The organism is Kitasatospora nipponensis, from assembly GCF_039528135.1.
In the GTDB taxonomy this organism is placed as follows: domain Bacteria; phylum Actinomycetota; class Actinomycetes; order Streptomycetales; family Streptomycetaceae; genus Kitasatospora; species Kitasatospora nipponensis.
This window is the reverse complement of the sequence record NZ_BAAALF010000170.1, coordinates 1-18,633: the sequence shown is the minus strand read 5'-3', so window position 1 is coordinate 18,633 and position 18,633 is coordinate 1. Positions and strand designations below refer to the sequence as shown.

The 18,633-nt window shown below is 71.3% G+C and carries 18 protein-coding genes; 2 read left to right on the top strand and 16 right to left on the bottom strand.

The window, feature by feature from the left end:
- Nucleotides 1-608 precede the first annotated feature (608 nt).
- Nucleotides 609-1,793 carry an LLM class flavin-dependent oxidoreductase gene (locus ABD323_RS32085; protein ID WP_344445561.1) on the top strand — a complete coding sequence of 395 codons (1,185 nt, stop codon included), beginning with the start codon at nucleotides 609-611 and terminating at the stop codon, nucleotides 1,791-1,793.
- Nucleotides 1,794-1,859: 66 nt separating this feature from the next.
- Here ABD323_RS32085 and ABD323_RS32080 read toward each other — a convergent pair whose 3' ends face one another.
- Nucleotides 1,860-2,267, bottom strand: a complete 408-nt coding sequence (locus ABD323_RS32080) for an SCO5389 family protein (protein ID WP_344445559.1) — start codon at nucleotides 2,265-2,267, stop codon at nucleotides 1,860-1,862.
- Nucleotides 2,268-2,926: 659 nt separating this feature from the next.
- Here ABD323_RS32080 and nucS point away from each other — a divergent pair.
- Nucleotides 2,927-3,586 (top strand): endonuclease NucS, encoded by a 660-nt coding sequence (gene nucS / locus ABD323_RS32075; RefSeq protein ID WP_344445558.1) that lies wholly within the window; start codon nucleotides 2,927-2,929, stop codon nucleotides 3,584-3,586.
- 101 nt (nucleotides 3,587-3,687) lie between these two features.
- Here nucS and ABD323_RS32070 read toward each other — a convergent pair whose 3' ends face one another.
- The 15 genes from ABD323_RS32070 to ABD323_RS32000 form a co-directional block, all read right to left on the bottom strand.
- Nucleotides 3,688-6,087, bottom strand: coding sequence for an ATP-binding protein (locus tag ABD323_RS32070; protein ID WP_344445557.1), 2,400 nt, complete (start codon nucleotides 6,085-6,087; stop codon nucleotides 3,688-3,690).
- Nucleotides 6,088-6,325: 238 nt separating this feature from the next.
- The gene (locus tag ABD323_RS32065; protein ID WP_344445560.1) at nucleotides 6,326-6,721 is read right to left on the bottom strand and encodes an STAS domain-containing protein; all 396 of its coding nucleotides are present in this window, start codon (nucleotides 6,719-6,721) and stop codon (nucleotides 6,326-6,328) included.
- 326 nt (nucleotides 6,722-7,047) lie between these two features.
- A complete protein-coding gene (locus ABD323_RS32060) occupies nucleotides 7,048-7,920 on the bottom strand; it encodes a 3-hydroxyacyl-CoA dehydrogenase family protein (protein ID WP_344445556.1) in 873 nt (290 codons plus the stop codon).
- A gap of 171 nt (nucleotides 7,921-8,091) precedes the next feature.
- Nucleotides 8,092-8,664, bottom strand: coding sequence for a cob(I)yrinic acid a,c-diamide adenosyltransferase (locus ABD323_RS32055; protein ID WP_344445555.1), 573 nt, complete (start codon nucleotides 8,662-8,664; stop codon nucleotides 8,092-8,094).
- A gap of 14 nt (nucleotides 8,665-8,678) precedes the next feature.
- Complete coding sequence (locus ABD323_RS32050; protein WP_344445554.1) at nucleotides 8,679-9,305, bottom strand: Uma2 family endonuclease; 627 nt, start codon at nucleotides 9,303-9,305, stop codon at nucleotides 8,679-8,681.
- 179 nt (nucleotides 9,306-9,484) lie between these two features.
- Nucleotides 9,485-9,985, bottom strand: a complete 501-nt coding sequence (locus ABD323_RS32045; RefSeq protein ID WP_344445553.1) for a DUF2550 domain-containing protein — start codon at nucleotides 9,983-9,985, stop codon at nucleotides 9,485-9,487.
- Nucleotides 9,986-10,117: 132 nt separating this feature from the next.
- Nucleotides 10,118-10,498: a F0F1 ATP synthase subunit epsilon gene (locus ABD323_RS32040; protein WP_344445552.1), complete on the bottom strand. Its 381-nt coding sequence runs from the start codon at nucleotides 10,496-10,498 to the stop codon at nucleotides 10,118-10,120.
- A gap of 185 nt (nucleotides 10,499-10,683) precedes the next feature.
- Nucleotides 10,684-12,129, bottom strand: coding sequence for a F0F1 ATP synthase subunit beta (atpD, locus tag ABD323_RS32035; protein WP_344445551.1), 1,446 nt, complete (start codon nucleotides 12,127-12,129; stop codon nucleotides 10,684-10,686).
- Nucleotides 12,130-12,132: 3 nt separating this feature from the next.
- Nucleotides 12,133-13,047, bottom strand: coding sequence for a F0F1 ATP synthase subunit gamma (locus tag ABD323_RS32030; protein WP_344445550.1), 915 nt, complete (start codon nucleotides 13,045-13,047; stop codon nucleotides 12,133-12,135).
- A gap of 32 nt (nucleotides 13,048-13,079) precedes the next feature.
- Complete coding sequence (gene atpA, locus ABD323_RS32025; protein ID WP_344445549.1) at nucleotides 13,080-14,654, bottom strand: F0F1 ATP synthase subunit alpha; 1,575 nt, start codon at nucleotides 14,652-14,654, stop codon at nucleotides 13,080-13,082.
- Between the two features lie 167 nt (nucleotides 14,655-14,821).
- Nucleotides 14,822-15,637, bottom strand: coding sequence for a F0F1 ATP synthase subunit delta (locus ABD323_RS32020; RefSeq protein ID WP_344445548.1), 816 nt, complete (start codon nucleotides 15,635-15,637; stop codon nucleotides 14,822-14,824).
- Complete coding sequence (locus tag ABD323_RS32015; protein WP_344445547.1) at nucleotides 15,634-16,188, bottom strand: F0F1 ATP synthase subunit B; 555 nt, start codon at nucleotides 16,186-16,188, stop codon at nucleotides 15,634-15,636. The genes ABD323_RS32020 and ABD323_RS32015 overlap by 4 nt, the downstream gene beginning before the upstream one ends.
- A gap of 35 nt (nucleotides 16,189-16,223) precedes the next feature.
- Nucleotides 16,224-16,475, bottom strand: a complete 252-nt coding sequence (atpE, locus tag ABD323_RS32010) for an ATP synthase F0 subunit C (protein WP_344445546.1) — start codon at nucleotides 16,473-16,475, stop codon at nucleotides 16,224-16,226.
- A gap of 88 nt (nucleotides 16,476-16,563) precedes the next feature.
- Nucleotides 16,564-17,379 carry a F0F1 ATP synthase subunit A gene (gene atpB / locus ABD323_RS32005; protein WP_344445545.1) on the bottom strand — a complete coding sequence of 272 codons (816 nt, stop codon included), beginning with the start codon at nucleotides 17,377-17,379 and terminating at the stop codon, nucleotides 16,564-16,566.
- Between the two features lie 300 nt (nucleotides 17,380-17,679).
- Entirely contained in the window at nucleotides 17,680-18,114 is a 435-nt protein-coding gene (locus ABD323_RS32000; RefSeq protein WP_344445544.1) for a Cg1360 family ATP-synthase-associated protein, read from the bottom strand.
- Nucleotides 18,115-18,633: the final 519 nt, after the last annotated feature.

Sequence of the window (18,633 nt, the reverse complement as noted above, 5' to 3'; positions counted from 1 at the left end):
GCTGGCACCAGAGTAGCGGATCCCAGCCCCTGCTCCGTACCCCCACCCCCACCCCCCCCCCCCCCCCCCCCCCCCGCCCCCCCACCCCCCCCCCCCCCCCCTCCTCGCCCTGGTAGCTCTCGGTGCGCCGCAGCGAGCCGCCTAGCGGAGCCGGCTGCGCACTGCTCGGGTCGGCGGGATTGCTGATCCGGTTGCGACGCGGGGACACGGTGATCACCTCTCTGCGGGGACGCGTTTCGCCCTCCAGATTACGGGCCGCGCACGGTGCGGTTATCCCTCTATCACGGCCTGTGCGCCGACTTCGGGGTTTTCGGTGTTATCCACCCGTTCTTCTGGGAAATCAGTGATTCGGGGTGCCGTTGGCACATGACATGGGTTACTCACGTGGTGACAGGCGGGGCTCGCAGAGCCTGCGCGCACCCGAGGAGGGCTTTTTCGTGACCGAGACCAGCGCCGGCGCCGCCGTCCGCTCCGACGACGTCCGCACCGACGACGCGCGCACCGCCGGCCGGCCACTGCCGGCCCCCGCGCCGCCGCTCGCGGCCGCGGCCGCGGTGCCGGCCCCCGAGGCGGAACGCGGCGGCAGCCACCCGGCCGCCCAGGACACCGTGCGGGTCGGCGCGTTCCTGCTCTCCGCCCAGTTCCCCGGTCAGAGCCACGCGCAGGCCCTGGAGCGCACGGTGGCCGCCACCGTGGCCGCCGAGCGGGCCGGGCTGGACGCGGTCTGGCTGGCCGAGCACCACTTCGTGCCGTACGGGGTCTGTCCCAACGCCGCCACGCTGGCCGCGCTGCTGCTCGGGCGCACCCGGCGGATCCAACTGGGCACCGCGGTCAGCGTGCTGTCGACCACGCACCCGGTCGCGCTGGGCGAGCAGGCCGCGCTGCTGCACCTGACCTCCGGCGGGCGCTTCACGCTCGGGGTCGGCCGCGGCGGGCCCTGGATCGACCTGACGGTCTTCGGCGGCGGGGTGGCCGCCTTCGAGCAGGGCTTCGCCGAGCGGCTCGACCTGCTGCTGCGGTGGCTGCGCGGCTCGCGGGTGCGCGCGGACGGCCCGCAGTTCAGCTTCCCGGAGGTCGCGGTGGTGCCGCGGGCGGTGGAGCCGGCCAGGCTGAGCGGGGTCGAACTCGCGGACTGGCTGGGCCTGCAGCAGGAGCCCGCGCTGCGCTTCCCGCGCCAGCGCAGCGACCAGCCGCTGGACGTGGCCGCGGAGTCGGTGGCGCCGTGGGGCCCCGAGCGCCGGCCGGGCGAGCCCTCGGGCACGGCGGCCGGGCCGCCGGTGGTGGTCGCCTGCACCTCGCCCGCCAGCGTCCGGCTGGCGGCCGAGCGCGGGCTGCCGATGCTGCTCGGCATGCACTCGGGCGACGAGGACAAGCAGCAGATGCTGGCCGCCTACCGCACCGCGTGGCGCGAGGGCGGGCGCGGCGAGGAGCAGCTGGCCCGGGTGGAGCGCGAGCACGTGGCCGCGGGGGTCGCCCAGGTGGCCGACCGCTCCCCCGCCGCGCGGGCCACCCTGCTGCGGGCGATGCCCGGCTGGTTCGAGTACGGGCTCGGCGCGCACCGCACGGTGGACGGCCGCGAGCGCAAGATGCGCGACCCCTACGCGTACACCGAACTCCTCTGCGACCTGCACGCGGTGGGCACCCCGCGGCAGTGCGCGGACCGGCTGCTGGCGACCGCCGAGCGGACCGGCATCCGGCGCTTCGCGCTGCTCGCCGAGGGCTCCGGCGACCGCGAGGCCACCCTGCACAACATCGCCCGCCTCGGCGCCGAGGTGCTGCCGCAGCTCAGCTGAACGGCGGCGTCGGCGGGGTCGGTCCCCGGTCCGTCCCGGACGAGGGGGACCGGCCCCGCCGACGGATCAACAGTCGCGCAGCTCGGCCGACTGGTTCAGCAGCTGGGCCCGGACCGAGGTGAAGCGCTGGTAGCGCTCCTCGATCTGCTGGCCCGCCGGGCCCTGCGCGGGCCCGAAGACCGCCACCCGGTGGCAGTTCTGGAAGGCCAGCTTGACCCCGAAGTGCCGCTGCAGGGCACCGCGGATCGCGTCACTCGCCATGGCACGCAGCAGCTGGCCGCGGGCCTGCTCACTGGGCGGCGGGACGTGGTTGTCCGCGAAGTTGGTGCCCTCGACGCCCATCTGGGCCACCAGCGAACTGATCAGGTCCCAGGCGTAGGGCAGGGACGTACGGACGCAGTCGACGAACTCCCGCTCGTCGACCTCGCCTCGCTCGGCCTTCTCCAGAAGGGCCGGTGAGACGTCGAGCGACATGGGTTCTCCTCTCGCGGTCCACCCGGGCACCTCGCGCGGGTGGTGGTGCGTTGGGTGCGGATGGTGCCGTGCCGTGCTCAGTCGGTTGTCCCGGTCACCGGGCCGGCGGGCGTTCGCCATGGCGGCGCGCTCGCCCCGGACCAGGGGGGTGCCGGTCGGACCCGGCGGGGTGTTGCTGCCGTGGACGGCACCTGGGTGGGGCAGGCGGGCCACGTCGACCAGGTTCGCAGGCTAGGGCCGGCAAATCTGGCGAATACCGCTATTTCTGTCGAAATCGCCGCCGGTATGGCCGAAACGGCCAGGGGCGGCCCCTGGGTCCATCACCACACTCCATCCCCGTTGGCTACCCGGGCGTCTCAGAACGTCACCCAACGTAGCGGCCTGTGCGCTCTGGCGCCAGACCACGGGAGCTACCCGCTCCCGTGCTCCCATGGTTCGCCTCCTTCTACTCCCCGGTACACCCCCGGTACGGACTCGCTTCAATTGGCTCTGGCACGGCCTCGATCCCGGCCGCACGTCTGCGGAGACGGGCGCACGACGCCGGGCATCCGGTCCGTCGGCCGACGGACTCCGGACACCTTGACGCACGCGCTGTTTCGAGTCACTCACCTAAAGTGATCGCGCTCGGGCGGTGCTCGCGAACACCTAGGCTTGGCTCCATGCGTCTTGTCATCGCCCGCTGCTCAGTCGACTACGCCGGTCGGCTCTCCGCGCACCTGCCGTCCGCCACCCGGTTGATCCTCGTCAAGGCCGACGGGAGCGTCAGCATCCATGCCGACGACCGCGCCTACAAGCCGCTCAACTGGATGTCACCACCGTGCAGCCTCAAGGAGGGCGAGGGTGCGTGGACGGTGGTGAACAAGGCCGGCGAGAAGCTGATCATCACGCTGGAGGAGGTGCTGCACGACTCCTCCCACGAGCTCGGGGTCGACCCGGGCCTGATCAAGGACGGCGTCGAGGCGCACCTCCAGGTGCTGCTCGCCGACCGGATGGAGGTGCTCGGCACCGGCTGGTCCCTGGTGCGGCGCGAGTACCCCACCGCGATCGGCCCGGTCGACATCCTGTGCCGGGACGCGGAGGGCCGCACGGTCGCCGTCGAGATCAAGCGCCGGGGCGAGATCGACGGCGTCGAACAGCTCACCCGCTACCTGGAACTGCTCAACCGCGACCCGCTGCTCGCCCCGGTCAAGGGCGTCTTCGCCGCGCAGGAGATCAAGCCGCAGGCCCGGGTGCTGGCCACCGACCGCGGCATCGACTGCGTCGTGCTGGACTACGACGGACTGCGCGGCATCGACGACGACAAGCTGAAGCTCTTCTAGAGCCGCGCGCCCCCTGCGCGCACCGCGCTCCGTACACCGAGAGCCGCCCCCGCTGCCGGTGGGCGACCCTCTCGTGGTGTGCGGGGGCTGCCGCGGGTGGGTCAGTGCGAACTCGGCGCGGCGGGCCCGCTCGGCCCCGAGGCGGAGGCCGACCCCGAGGGGGAGGTCGTGTCGGTCGGCGACGAGGTGGGCGACGTCGGCGAAGCACTCGACGGCGAGGGGCTCGGCGACGGCGGCTGGCTGGGGCGCCAGGTGGGCGTCGGCGGGACCACCGGCGGGGTGGTGGTCGGCGCCGGCTGACCCGGGGTGGTGGGGGCCGGCTGGCTGGGCGTGCCGGGGGTCGTACCGGTGGCGCTCGGGCGCGCCGTCGTGGCGGAGGCCGTGCCGCGCGGGCGGGTGGGGCTCGCGCTGGCACTGGCCGTCCCGGTGGCCGTGTCGCTCGCCGACGGGGACGCCGAGGCCTGGTCCGACGCCGGGTCCGAGGCCGACCCGGAGGCCGTCGCGGACGCCGAGGCGGACGCCGAGCCGGTCGCACCCGTCGTGGGCGCGCCCGGCAGCACCGCGCCACTGGTCCCGGTACCGCCCGGCTGACCGCCGGAGTCACCCGCGCCGCCCGACACACCGATCCCGACCGCGGTCCCCACCGCGCCCAGCGCGAACAGCCCGCAGACGGCCAGCAGCACGCTGCGCCGCGACCACCCCCGCACCGTCCCCAGGTGCCCGATGGCGCCCTTGACGCCGCGCCCCGGGTGCGCCGCGGTGCGCCAGGAGCGCTCCGCCAGCGCCCGGATGACCGGCCGTCGGATCACCTGGGTGGGCGCCTCGGTCACCGCCCGCGGCCGCTCCACCTCCTGCAGCAGCGTCAGCAGCCGCCGGGTGACGGCCAGCGCGCGCACCTCGCCCAGCGCGGTGCGCAGCGCGCCCGCCGCCTCGACGGCCGCCCGGGCCCGCTCGCGGGCGTCCAGGCAGAACCAGTACACGCCCAGCTCGTGCTGGAACCAGGCTTCCTCGCGCCCGTCCCCGGTCTCCCGGGCGACCGCCAGCCCCAGCTCCAGCACCTCGCGCCAGGCCCCCCAGCGCAGCGCCAGCGCCAGCGCGGGGGCGGCCGAGCGGGCCAGGCTGAGCACCGCGTCGGTGCGTCCGGCGTCCCGGTCGGCCTGCAGCGCGCCGAGCACCACCTCGGCCTCGGCGGCTATCTGCCCGGTGGTGACCGAGCCGTGCCCGACCCACCAGGAGAAGTGCTGGGCGGCGCCCAGCGTGCTGCTCGCGTCGTGCTCCCACTGCGGGGCCAGCGCCTCCAGCACCCCCGCGGTGAGCCGGTGGTGTCCGCCGATCGACTCGGCGAGCCCGCAGTCGACCAGTTCGCGCAGCGCGCTCTCGCCGTGGTCCACGTCGATCAGGGCGGGCAGGTGCGGCGCGGTGGGACACTCGCCGCCCAGCGCCACCGCCAGCCGCAGGACGGCCCGGGCCCCCTCGCCCAGGCCCTCCACCAGGTGCACGGCGGGGGCGGCGGTCTGGGCCACCGAGGGCAGCGGCACCGAGCCGCGCAGCTCGGCCTCGCGGATGGCCGGGTCGGAGGGCTGCTCGTCGCCCTCGGGCCGCCCGAAGACCTCGTGGTGGTCCTCCTCGGCCGCCAGCAGCGCGTCCACGGCGGTGTCGCGCCGGCGCAGCAGGGCGGCCGCCTGGACGAACCGCAGCGGCAGCCCCTCCGACTCGAACCAGAGGTCGACGGCCCAGGCCCGCTCGGCCTCGTCCAGCGGCCGGCCGGCCAGGCGCGCGGTGAGCGCCAGACAGGCCGGTCGGGACAGGCCGCCCACCAGGTGGTCCTCCAGCCGGGAGCCGGCCGGCAGCACGCCCCCGGAGCCGGGCGCCACGGTGAGCAGGAAGGCGCACTCGGGCGCGGCGGCCAGCAGCCGCTCCAGCTCGGCGCCGTCCGGGAGCACCTCGTCGATCACCACGATCGCGCCCACGGTGGCCAGCAGGTCGGGCAGTTGGGCATGGTCGGGCCGGAAGCCCGGGGCCCGGTGGGTGGCGGCGAAGAGGTCCTGCAACAGGTCGTCGGCCTCGCGGCGGTGACCGGAGAGGCGCACCACGCCGTGCGGGGCGAGCTCGCCCGCGCCCTCGGCGACCGCCGAGAGCAGCGCGCTGCGGCCCGAGCCCGGCTCGCCGACCAGCCGGATCGAGCGGCCCTCGGCGAGCATGCCGAGCAGTTGGGCGACCTCGGCCTCGCGGTCCAGCAGCGGGAGGTCACCGGGGCCGGCGCCGAGCGCCAGCGGGCCCACCGCGGGGCTGGGGCCCAGTCCGGGGCCCAGACCCGCCCGGGTGCCCGGCCGGGCGGCCTGGGCCGCCCAGAGCTGCGGCTCGGGCCAGTGCTCGGGCGGGCAGGGCTGGACGTCCGAACCGTCCGCTCCGGCGACGGTCACCAGGTACCGTCCGGAGACCACCTCGCCCGACCGCACGCGTAGGCTCTCCTGCCCGAACTCCCCGGCTGACTGTGCCACGATGCGCTCCGCCTGTGTCCGCCGGGCGGCCGTGGGCCGCCGGCTGCTTGACCGACCGGGCCGCGGGACGGGCTGATCGCGCCCGCGCGGCCGACAGGCCGTCAGCCGAGCGACGGGTGGATCGGCGGCCTCGGCCACCGGGCGCCCACGCGTACGGAACAGACCTGTCGAGCGCAGACTCTCGCACACTCGCCGCCGCCGGCACAGCGCGGTCCCCCGGCGCACGCCCGGGCCGCACTCAGTGCAACGGCGCGACCACGGACTGCACGCCCGCCAGCCCCGTCGGCGCGGCGCCGGCCAGCCCCGGCAGGGTGGCGCCCATCGGGTCGGCCACCGCGCCCTCGACGGCCAGGATCCGGTGCAGCCGGGTGGCCACCAGCAGCCGCTGCAGCTGGGCCGGCACGGCCCGCAGCACCAGGCGCCGGCCGATCCGGCCGGCCCGACGGTGGGTCCCCATGATCACGCCGAGGCCGGTGGCGTCCCAGGAGTCCAGACCGGACAGGTCGAGCACCAGGTCACCGCTGCCACCGTCGACGGCCTGGTGCAGGCGCGCGCGCACGTCGGCCGCACTGCCCACGTCGAGCCGGCCCTCGAGGGCCAGCACCGCGTGGCCACCGGTCGGCCGGGCCTCCACGATGCGCACGCTCTCCTCCTCCACAGGCCGTCCTGACCGAGAACCCGTCGGGCGCGCGGCGGCGCCGCGTCCCCGGGGATGGCGCCGGGTGCACGGCACCCGGGACGGCGACCCGAGCAGGACACCCCCACCATCTGACGCCGGACCAGGGGTCCAGGTTGCTGCTCCCCGCGCGATCCGGGGCAACTTCACTCGTCCGAGGGAATATACGCACGACCGCCTGGCACTGACGCTCGATTGCGGCGCAAATCACCCGCCCAGCGGCGGTGTCGTGAGCAAGCTCACCCACCGCCGGGCCCTGGACGGGTTCCTGCCGCTCGGTCCGCTCAGCCCTGGTAGCCGTAGAAGCCCTGGCCGCTCTTGCGGCCGAGGTCCCCCGCGGTGACCATCCGGGCCATGATCTCCGGAGCCGCGAACTTCTCGTCCTGGGTCTCCTCGTAGATGTTGCGCGCGGCGTGCAGCAGGATGTCGACGCCGGTCAGGTCGGCGGTCTGCAGCGGGCCCATCGGGTGACCGAAGCCCAGCCGGCAGGCGGTGTCGATGTCCTCGGCGCTGGCCACCCCGGACTCGTAGAGCTTCGCGGCCTCGACCACCAGCGCGGTGATCAGGCGGGTGGTGATGAAGCCGGCCACGTCACGGTTGACCACGACCACCTCCTTGCCCACCCCCTCGGCGAAGGTGCGGGCGGCGGCCAGCGTCGCGTCGCTGGTCTTGTAGCCGCGCACCAGCTCCACCAGGCGCATCAGCGGCACCGGGGAGAAGAAGTGCACGCCGACCACGGACTCCGGGCGGTCGGTGACCGCCGCGATGCGGGTGATCGGGATGGCCGAGGTGTTGCTGCCCAGGACGGCGCCGTCCTTGGCGAGCTTGTCCAGCTCGCGGAAGACCGCCTCCTTGACCTCGAGCTGCTCGAAGACCGCCTCGATGACGATGTCGGCCTCGCCGATCGCGCCCAGGTCGGTGGTGGTGGTGATCCGGCCGAGCGCGGCGCCGGCCTCCTCCTCGGTCAGCTTGCCCTTGCTGACGAACTTCGCGTAGGAGGCCTCGATGCCGTCCAGACCGCGCCGCAGCGCCTGCTCGGTGACATCGCGCAGCACCACCGGGTGACCGGCCTGCGCGGACACCTGGGCGATACCCGCACCCATCAGGCCCGCGCCGATCACGGCGATCTGCTGACGCTGCGTGGAAACACTGCTCATGGCTGCTTCTCCCGAAGTCCCGTCCGAGCGCGGCCCGGGGCAGGGTCACCACCCGGGAGCCGCGCCGCTCACGGCTCGGACTGTATAGCCAGCGGCCCGGCCGTGGGGTGATTCGGCGGTGTGATCTGCGTCAGAGCCGTGCGGCGCGCGGCGGGCGGCCCTGACGACGCGTCAGCGGTTCTCGCCGGGCACCCAGAGCACGTCGCCGCGCTCCGCGTTGGCCGAGCGGGCCAGGATGAAGAGCAGGTCGGAGAGGCGGTTGAGGTACTTGGCGGTCAGCGGGTTGACGCTCTCCCCGTGCACCTCGATCGCCGCCCAGGTGGAGCGCTCGGCCCGCCGCACCACCGTGCAGGCCAGGTGCAGGTAGGCCGCGCCAGCGGTGCCGCCGGGCAGGATGAAGCTGCGCAGCTTCTCCAGCGGCTCCAGGTAGTGGTCGCAGTCGGCTTCGAGCCGGTCGATGTAGCTCTGCAGCACCCGCAGCGGCGGGTACTTGGGGTCCTCCACCACCGGCGTGGCGAGGTCGGCGCCGACGTCGAAGAGGTCGTTCTGAACCCGCGTCAGGACCGCCACGACGTCGCTCGCCAGCCCGCCGGCCGCGATCGCGACGCCCAGTGCGGCGTTCGCCTCGTTGGCGTCCGCGTAGGCCAGCAGCCGCGGGTCGGTCTTGGTGGTGCGGCTCATGTCACCGAGCGCCGTGGTGCCGTCGTCGCCGGTCCGGGTGTAGATACGCGTCAGGTTCACCATGGGGCGAAGCCTACTCACGCCCCGCGCGGCTCACCGGTGATCGAGACGCCGATCACAAAACCCTTGGCCGGCCCCTCGGAGAGGGTCACCTCCGTGCCGTAGGGCACCCGGGTGGAGGCCTCGTAGACGCCCTTCTTCGGGTCCGGCTCGGTGTGCACGGTGACGTGGCCCATGCCGTCACGGTCGTCGATGACCAGGTAGACCGGGATACCGGCCTGGGCGTAGGCGCGGTGCTTGCGCACGAGGTCGCGCTGGCGGGCCTCCCGCCCGGGCGAGACCACCTCGGCGACCAGGGAGACCCGGGTCGCGTCCACTCCCCAGCCGTTCGGGTCGGGGATCTCGTCGAGGTCCTCGGGGGCGAGGACGACGTCGGGAATGTAGACCTTGCGGCCGTGCAGCAGGTTGAGGTCCTGATGAGCGGCCAGGTCGCCGTCCGCCAGATGGGCGTCCAATGCTCGGCGAAGCCTGTTGGCAGCCAGTGCATGGCTGCGACGTCCGGTGGGTGACACCTCGATGGACCCCTCGATGATCTCGGCGTGGTAGCCCTCGGGGAGTTCGAGTGCGAGCCATGCCTGCCACAGGACTTCGTCCAGGCCGGGCCCCTCGTCGAGGTCCGTGTCGAGATCTGGTTCACAGGCCATAGCGGTCATCGGGAACACACCTCCTCCGTACAGTCTGAGCGGCTGCGGCCAGTCTGTACACCAGACTCCACAGCCGACCGGAGAACGGAGGATGATCACTCATCCGGGTTCCCCCGCTACGCGACGTTGACCCTCCCCCATCCTTCGGACGGGGGGACCCCCGACCCGAGGGCCCGTCGCTACGCGACGTTGACCCTCTGTCCGGGCGGGGCGGCCTCGAGCCAGGCGAGGAAACCGGTCAGGGCGTCGTCGCTCATCGCGAGCTCCAGTGGGGCGCCGTTGTGCAGGCAGCGCAGGACCACCGAGCCGGAGAGCAGGGCGAGCTCCTCCTGGCCCTCGGGGTAGCGCCGGCCGAGCACCTCGATCTCGCGGCGGGGCAGCACCTTGCGCGGGCGGGGGGCGTAGGAGAAGACCCGGAACCACTCGATGTGGTCACCGCTGTAGCGGCCGATACCAAAAACCCACCCCTTGCCGTCGGTCGCGGGGACCGGGGCGGAGGTGGGTTGTCCGTTCTCGTCGAGATCGGGCGTTGTGGAGGCGTCGGCCGGCATTTTGAGCCGGTAGCTGCAGTCGAACGTGCCGCCGACCCGCTGGATGACCCGGCGGCGCACCGCGAAGGCGACCAGGCCGATCACCCCCAGGGCTACGACCGCCGCGCACACCACAAGGGCGAGGACCATGCTCACCGACCTCCTCGCTGACCCGCGCCCGGTAAAAAATCCCAACACATAACGTACTTCTGTCACTACCAACCGATACGACAGTCCCGGGGTCACGCTCGCGCGTCCCCGGGACCGTCGGTCGAACGTGTGTCAGGCGGCCTTGCGGCGGCCCGACGCGACGAGGCGGACCTCGGCGCGGCGCTCGGCGTGCGCGTCGCTCTCGCTCTTGGCGAGCTCCAGCGCGCGCTCCGCGCGGGTCACATCGATCTCGTCCGCCAGCTCGGCGATCTCCGCGAGCAGGGACAGCTTGTTGTCCGAGAACGAGATGAAGCCACCGTGCACGGCGGCGATCACGGTGTCGCCGTCGGTCGTGCGGATGGTGACCGGGCCGGACTCCAGCACGCTCAGCACCGGCGTGTGCCCCGGCATGATGCCGGTGTCGCCGGAGGCCGTGCGGGCGACAACGATGGTGGCCGCACCGGACCACACCTTGCGGTCGGCTGCGACCAGCTCGACGTGCAGCTCAGCCAACGTGGGCTCCTAGGCTCAGGCAACCCCCGATTACTCGGGAGTTTCGGTAAGAATAACGGGCCCGCGCCCCTGCGATGAAACGGGAGGCGCGGAGATGACCGGAATCACAGCCACCGTGCGACGAGGGGCGGTCCCCAGGGTTCGGGGACCACCCCTCGTCGTCGGTGGGCGCGTCGCCGGCCTGGTTACTTCTTGGCCAGCTCGGCGGCGTTCTTCTCGAGGTCCTCGATGCCACCGCACATGAAGAAGGCCTGCTCCGGGACGGAGTCGTACTTGCCGTCCGCGATGCGGTTGAAGGCCTCGATCGTCTCGCTCAGCGGCACGGTCGAACCCTCGACGCCGGTGAACTGCTTCGCGACGTAGGTGTTCTGCGACAGGAAGCGCTCGACGCGACGGGCACGGTGGACGGTGAGCTTGTCCTCCTCGCCCAGCTCGTCGATACCGAGGATCGCGATGATGTCCTGGAGGTCCTTGTACTTCTGCAGGATCCCCTTGATCCGGATGGCCGTGTCGTAGTGGTCCTGCGCGATGTAGCGCGGGTCCAGGATGCGGGACGTGGAGTCCAGCGGGTCGACGGCCGGGTAGATGCCCTTCTCCGAGATCGGGCGCGACAGAACGGTCGTCGCGTCCAGGTGGGCGAAGGTGGTGGCCGGGGCCGGGTCGGTCAGGTCGTCCGCGGGGACGTAGATCGCCTGCATCGAGGTGATCGAGTGACCGCGGGTCGAGGTGATGCGCTCCTGGAGGAGGCCCATCTCGTCGGCCAGGTTCGGCTGGTAACCCACCGCGGAGGGCATCCGGCCGAGCAGGGTCGACACCTCGGAACCGGCCTGGGTGAACCGGAAGATGTTGTCGATGAACAGGAGCACGTCCTGCTGCTCGACGTCGCGGAAGTACTCCGCCATCGTCAGGGCGGACAGAGCCACGCGCAGGCGGGTGCCCGGCGGCTCGTCCATCTGGCCGAAGACCAGCGCGGTCTTGTCCAGCACGCCCGAGTCCACCATCTCGTGGATGAGGTCGTTGCCCTCACGGGTGCGCTCGCCGACACCGGCGAAGACCGACACACCACCGAAGTTCTCGGCGACGCGGTAGATCATCTCCTGGATGAGGACGGTCTTGCCGACGCCCGCGCCACCGAACAGACCGATCTTGCCACCGGTCACGTACGGGGTGAGGAGGTCGATGACCTTGATGCCGGTCTCGAACATCTCGGTCTTGGACTCGAGGTCCTTGAACTCCGGCGCCTTGCGGTGGATCGGCCAGCGGGTGGTGACCTGGGCCTCGAACTCGGCCTTGTCCGTGTTCAGGACCTCGCCGAGGGCGTTGAAGACCTTGCCCTTGGTGATCTGGCCGACCGGGACCTCGATGGCCTTGCCGGTGTCGGTGACGATGGTGCCGCGCACCACGCCGTCGGTCTGCTGCATCGAGATGCCGCGGACCAGGCCGTCGCCGAGGTGCTGGGCGACCTCGAGGGTCAGCGTCTTCTTGCCGCTGCCGTCGGTCGCCTCGACCTCGAGCTTCAGCGCGTTGTACATGCCGGGAATCGCGTCGACGGGGAACTCCACGTCGACGACCGGGCCGATGACCCGCGCGACGCGGCCCGTCGCCGTGGTCGGCTCAACAGTGGTGGTCATGTCTTATTCACTCCCCGCGTTAGCGTCGGCGAGGGCGTTGGCGCCGCCGATGATCTCGCTGATTTCCTGGGTGATCTCGGCCTGTCGGGCCGAGTTGGCAAGCCGCGTGAGCGCCTTGATGAGCTCCTGCGCGTTGTCGGTCGCGGACTTCATCGCACGACGCCGGGCGGCGTGCTCCGAGGCGGCCGACTGCAGCAGCGCGTTGTAGATCCGGCTCTCGACGTACCGCGGCAGCAGCGCGTCCAGCACGCCCTCCGCCGACGGCTCGAAGTCGTAGAGCGGGAAGATCTCCGCCTTGGCCGGCTTGTCGTCGCTGAGCTGGACCTCGTCCAGCTTCAGCGGCAGCAGCCGGGCGTCCACCGCGGTCTGGGTCAGCATCGACTCGAACTTGGTGGAGACCAGGTGGAGCTCGTCCACCCCGCCGGTCTCCGCCGTGAACGCCTCGATGAGGTCCTTGGCCACGGCCTTGGCGTCGCCGTAGGTCGGCTTGTCCGAGAAGCCCGTCCACGACTCCGCGACCGGCAGGTTGCGGAAGCCGTAGTACTGGACACCCTTGCGGCCGACGATGTAGGTGACCACGTCCTTGCTCTCGGCCCGCAGCCGCGCGCTGAGCGCGGTCGCCTGCTTGATGGCGTTGGTCGAGTAACCGCCGGCCAGGCCGCGGTCCGCCGTCACCAGCAGCACGGCAGCCGTCTTGGCCTGCGGGTTCTCGGTGGTGAGCGGGTGCTTGGCGTTGGACCGGGTGGCCACCGCCGTCACCGCCCGGGTCAGCTCATCGGCGTACGGAGTGGAGGCGGCCACCGCGCGCTGCGCCTTGACGATGCGCGACGCGGAGATCATCTCCATCGCCTTGGTGATCTTCTTCGTCGCGGTGACAGAGCGGATCCGGCGCTTGTAGACCCGAAGCTGTGCTCCCATGGGTCGTTACGTCCTTTCCCTCGCTACCGGACTCAGGCCTGCTCGGAGAGCAGCTTGCCGTCGGCCGTGGTGAAGCCCTGCTTGAAGGCGGTGATCGCCTCGGTCAGCGCGTCGATCGTGCCGTCCTCCAGCTTGGAGGTCTCCACGATCGCGGCGAGCAGGTCCTTCTTCTCGATCCGCAGCTGGTCGAGGAACTCGCGCTCGAAGCGGCGGATGTCCGCGACCGGGACGTCGTCCAGCTTGCCGGTGGTGCCGGCCCAGATGGAGACGACCTGCTCCTCGACCGGGAACGGCTGGTACTGGCCCTGCTTCAGCAGCTCGACCATGCGCGCACCGCGCTCCAGCTGGGCCTTGGAGGCCGCGTCCAGGTCGGAACCGAAGGCGGCGAACGCCTCCAGCTCACGGTACTGGGCCAGGTCCAGGCGCAGGCGGCCGGCGACCGACTTCATGGCCTTGATCTGGGCCGAGCCACCGACGCGGGAGACCGAGATGCCGACGTTCACGGCCGGGCGGATGCCGGCGTTGAACAGGTCGGACTCCAGGAAGCACTGGCCGTCGGTGATGGAGATGACGTTGGTCGGGATGTACGCCGAGACGTCGTTCGCCTTGGTCTCGATGATCGGCAGACCGGTCATCGAGCCCGCGCCCAGCTCGTCGGAGAGCTTCGCGCAGCGCTCCAGCAGGCGGGAGTGCAGGTAGAAGACGTCACCCGGGTAGGCCTCGCGGCCCGGCGGACGGCGCAGCAGCAGCGAGACGGAACGGTACGCCTCGGCCTGCTTCGACAGGTCGTCGAAGATGATGAGGACGTGCTTGCCGTCGTACATCCACTCCTGGCCGATGGCCGAACCGGTGTACGGGGCGAGGTACTTGAAGCCCGCGGGGTCGGAGGCGGGAGCAGCCACGATGGTGGTGTACTCCAGCGCGCCGGCCTCCTCCAGGGCGCCACGCACCGAGGCGATGGTGGAGCCCTTCTGGCCGATGGCGACGTAGATGCAGCGGACCTGCTTCTTCGGGTCGCCCGAGCGCCAGTTGTCACGCTGGTTGATGATCGTGTCGACCGCCACCGCCGTCTTGCCGGTCTGGCGGTCGCCGATGATCAGCTGACGCTGGCCACGGCCGATCGGGGTCATCGCGTCGATGGCCTTGATGCCGGTCTGCATCGGCTCGTGGACCGACTTGCGGACCATGACGCCGGGGGCCTGCAGCTCCAGGGCGCGACGGCCGGTGGAGGCGATCTCGCCCAGACCGTCGATCGGGTTGCCCAGCGGGTCCACGACGCGGCCGAGGTAGCCCTCGCCGACCGGGACGGAGAGGACCTCGCCCGTGCGGTGCACGGTCTGGCCCTCCTCGATGCCCGAGAACTCACCGAGGATGACGACACCGATCTCGCGGGTGTCGAGGTTCAGTGCGAGGCCGAGGGTACCGTCCTCGAACTTCAGCAGCTCGTTGGCCATGACCGAGGGGAGACCCTCGACATGGGCGATACCGTCCGCCGCGTCAGTGACCGTGCCGACCTCTTCACGCGAGGCGGCGTCCGGCTGGTACGACTGGACGAAATCGGCCAGCGCGTCCCGGATCTCCTCCGGCCGGATCGTAAGCTCCGCCATCAGGCTTCCCTGCTCTCCTAGGTTGCGATCCTCGGCCCGCCCATGGAGGGCCGCAAGTATTCGATCCTCGGCCGGTGCTGTTGGACCGGCCGTACGTCTGTGCCGGCTGTCCCGTGGGATGGGACCGGCGCCCGACCGAGGGTCGGATGGTGCTGTCTGCGAGTGGCTCAGCCTTCGAGGGCCTGGCGAGCGCCTTCGAGGCGGCTCGACACGGTGCCGTCGATGATCTCGTCGCCGATCTGCACCCGGACTCCGCCGACGACCCGGGGGTCGACGTCGATGTTCAGGAGCACCGCGCGCCCGTACAGCCGGCCCAGGGCGCCCGTCAGGCGCTCCTTCTGGCTGTCGCTGAGCGGCACGGCGGTGGTGACCAGGGCCACCACGCGCTCGCGGCGGTCGGCGGCGAGCTTGGCGTAGGACTCGAGGCCCTGCTCCAGGCTACGGCCACGCGGGTTGGTGACCAGCGAGACCACCAGGCGGACGGTGCCCGCCTGGACCCGGCCGCCGAGCAGCTTCCGGACCAGCTCCGCCTTGGCGGCGCTGGTGGCCTTCGGCTCGGTCAGCGCGGCGCGCAGCTCGTGCGAGCCGCTGACGATCCGGCCGAACCGGAAGAGCTCGTCCTCCAGGTCGTCCAGCTTGCCGGCCTTGTCCGCGGCGATGACCTCGGCGTAGGCGGCGAGCTGCTCGACCGAGTCGACCAGGTCACGCGCACCGGACCAGCGCGAGCGGACCAGTCCGGAGACCAGGTCCACGGTCGGCCCGGAGACCTGACCGGCCAGCAGCGAGCCGACCAGCTGGGCCTTGTCCTGACCGGACCGCGAGGGGTCGGTCAGCACCCGGCGCAGCGAGACCTCACGGTCCAGCAGGTCCGTGACGGCGCTGAGCTCCTCGGCGAGCTTGGCCGAGTCCACCGCGGTGTTGTCGGTCAGGCTGTCGAGGTTCTCGCGACCGGCGGCCAACGCCTCGCGGCTGGCGCCGATCACTTGGCGCCCGCCGTGTTCGCGGCGGCCTTGGCCTCCAGGTCGTCCAGGAAGCGGTCGATCACGCCACTCTGCCGGGCCGAGTCCTCGAGGGACTCGCCCACGATGCGGGACGCCAGCTGGGAGGCGAGCGAACCGACGTCCTGACGCAGGGCGGTGGTCGCCTGCTTCTTGTCGGCCTCGATCTGGGCGTGGCCGGCGGCGACGATGGCCTCGCGCTGACGCTGGCCCTCCTCGCGCATCTCACCGATCAGGGCAGCGCCCTGCTCACGGGCGTGCTCGGTGATCCGAGCGGCCTCGTGACGCGCCTCGGCGAGCTCGGCGCGGTACTGCTCAAGCAGGGCCTGGGCCTCGGCCTGCGCGGCCTCGGCCCGCTCCATGCCGCCCTCGATCTGGTCCCGACGCTCCGCCAGCACCTTCTCGATGCTGGGGAGGAGCTTCTTGCCGAGCAGACCGAAGACCACGAAGAAGCAGATCAGGCCGATGATGAGCTCAGGCGTCTTGGGGATGAGGGGGTTGAAGTCCTCAGCCGCCAACTGCAGCGCGAGCGACATATCTGGACCTTCCGTCCGGTGGGACTACGGCGGGATTACTTGGGGCTGGCACCGAACACGAACGGCATGACGATGCCGATGAGCGCGAGCGCCTCGGTCAGCGCGAAGCCGATGAACATGTTGGTGCGGATCAGACCGGCCGCCTCGGGCTGACGGGCCATCGCCTGAACGCCGTTGCCGAAGATCAGACCAACACCGATGCCGGGGCCGATCGCAGCGAGACCGTAGCCGATGGAAGCGACGGAACCGTAGACACCAAACTGGGCGGCGGCGAGGAGGTTGCTCATTTCAGCTGTCCTTTGCGGGGTGGTGAACCGATGGTGGTTGGCCACCGGAGGTATTTCGGGAGGAGGTATGCGGGGTGCTGCAGCGCGGTCAGTGCGCTTCTTCCAGCGCACCGGCGATGTAGCTGCTGGCCAGCGTCACGAGGATGTAGGCCTGCAGGAACTGGACCAGCAGCTCGAAGGCGGTCAGACCCAGGGTCACCGCGAAGGAGGTGGTCGCGTAGAGCGCGCCGATGGTGGGGCTGAGCAGGTACCAGGACGCGACGGAGAACATCACGATCAGCAGGTGGCCGGCGAACATGTTGGCGAAGGCTCGCACCGCGAGGGTGAAGGGCCGCACGAAGATGTTCGAGAAGAACTCGATCGGCACCAGGATGAACATGACCCAGCCCGGGATGTCCGAGGGCCAGCAGAGGTTCTTCAGGCCGCCGACGAAGCCGTGCTTCTTGAAGGTCAGCGTCATGTAGGTGACCCAGACCACGAGCGCCAGGCCCGCGGGGTAGGCGATCACCGCGGTCACCGGGAACTGGGCGAACGGGATCACCGACATGATGTTCATGACCCACACCATGAAGAACATGGTGACCATCATCGGGGCGTACTTCTCGCCCTTCTTGCCGATGGTGTCGAGGACAACCGCGCGCTTGACGAAGTCGTAACCGATCTCACCGACCAGCTGCATCTTGCCCGGCAGGACCTTCGGCTTCGCGAAGGCGACCCAGAAGAAACCGATCACCAGCAGCGCGGCGACCATCGACAGCAGCATCGGCTTGTTGAAGCCGACGCCCGCGACGGTGAAGATCGGATCGAACTGGAACTCGTTCAGGCCGGGGGCCGGGAAGCCGCAGCCGGAGAACAGGTGGCAGCCATCGGAGGCAAGCTGCTGCGTGAGATGGTCAGCACTCACCACGGACTCCTTCGTCGTGACGCATGGTTACGGCAACCTCGGTGTGTCGGCGCGGCACGGAGCCACGGTGCGGCACTGGATCATGTTGGGTTTCTCGTGGACCCGGCGCACCGGCACAAGAGGTCGGTGCGGGATCTTTCAGGACTGCGCGGGCCCGGGGGGCGATCCGTCCGCCCGGTGCCGATGCACCGCGTGGAGAGACCTGGCCGCTTCCCGTACTCCGTTGTTGCGACGGACGATAGCAGCCTGTCAGGGCCGCATAAACACCGCCCCCCTCGCGAGGGGGACAGTGGGCACCGGTCACTGTTGACGTCCCGGCTTCGACGAGTCGTCGGACTTCTGGTCGTTCTGCACGTAGAACATCTTGGCCTTCAGGGCGGCGCGCACCTGACCCGCCGTCCAGATCAACGCGCATCCGAGCAGCGTGAAGCCGAAGACCTTGGTGTTGAAGAGTGACGTGTCCTTGAACACTGCGAGAACGATCGCCACCAACAGGATCTGGGTGGTGTACACCAGGAGCGCCGCGGCCATCAGGATCTGCGGGTTGTTCCTGGTCAGCCGGTCGAGGGCGAACTGCCCGAAGCTGAAGAACCCCATCACCAGCAGCGTTGCGAAGAGAGCTCCGATCAACCCCTTGCCACCCGCCACCGCGGTGGAGATCGCAACAGCGACGGCACCGGCGACCGCAGTGGGGATTGCGGCGCCGCGGATGATCCGGGCGTCGTGGGACGGCATGTCGGCAACTCCGGCGGCATGTCGAGGACGGGGGATGGCTCAACGAGAACAGGTGGCGCACGGTGCGGGGACACCGGCCCGAGCGAGTCGGCCGCGAGCTGGGCCGCTGGGCGGCCACGGCTCGTCGCAGGAGACCCGATGGGGACGGAAGTCCTTCACCACTGGGTCTTTCGGCGTGTTCTCGGTACTCGTGAACGGTATCACAAACTATTTGATGAGAGCTTTACCATGAACGTGTGGTACCTGTCACACCGACGGCCCAACAGTGCCCCTGAACGGGTGAGGCCGTACGGCGTAACGGACTTGTCGATCCATCAGGTGATCCGACGGCCGTCCGGCAGCTCATCCGACCGGTGCTCCGAGCGGTGGACCGGACGGCGTTCCTGGCGGTGCTCCGACCGTCCCGGCCGGGCGGCCCGCGGTCAGCGCTTGCGGTGCTCGCCGGCGGCGGTGGCGCCGGTGCCGAGCCGGCCGAGCAGCTCCTTGTCCTGCGCCGAGAGCTCGGCCATCGCCGGCGCC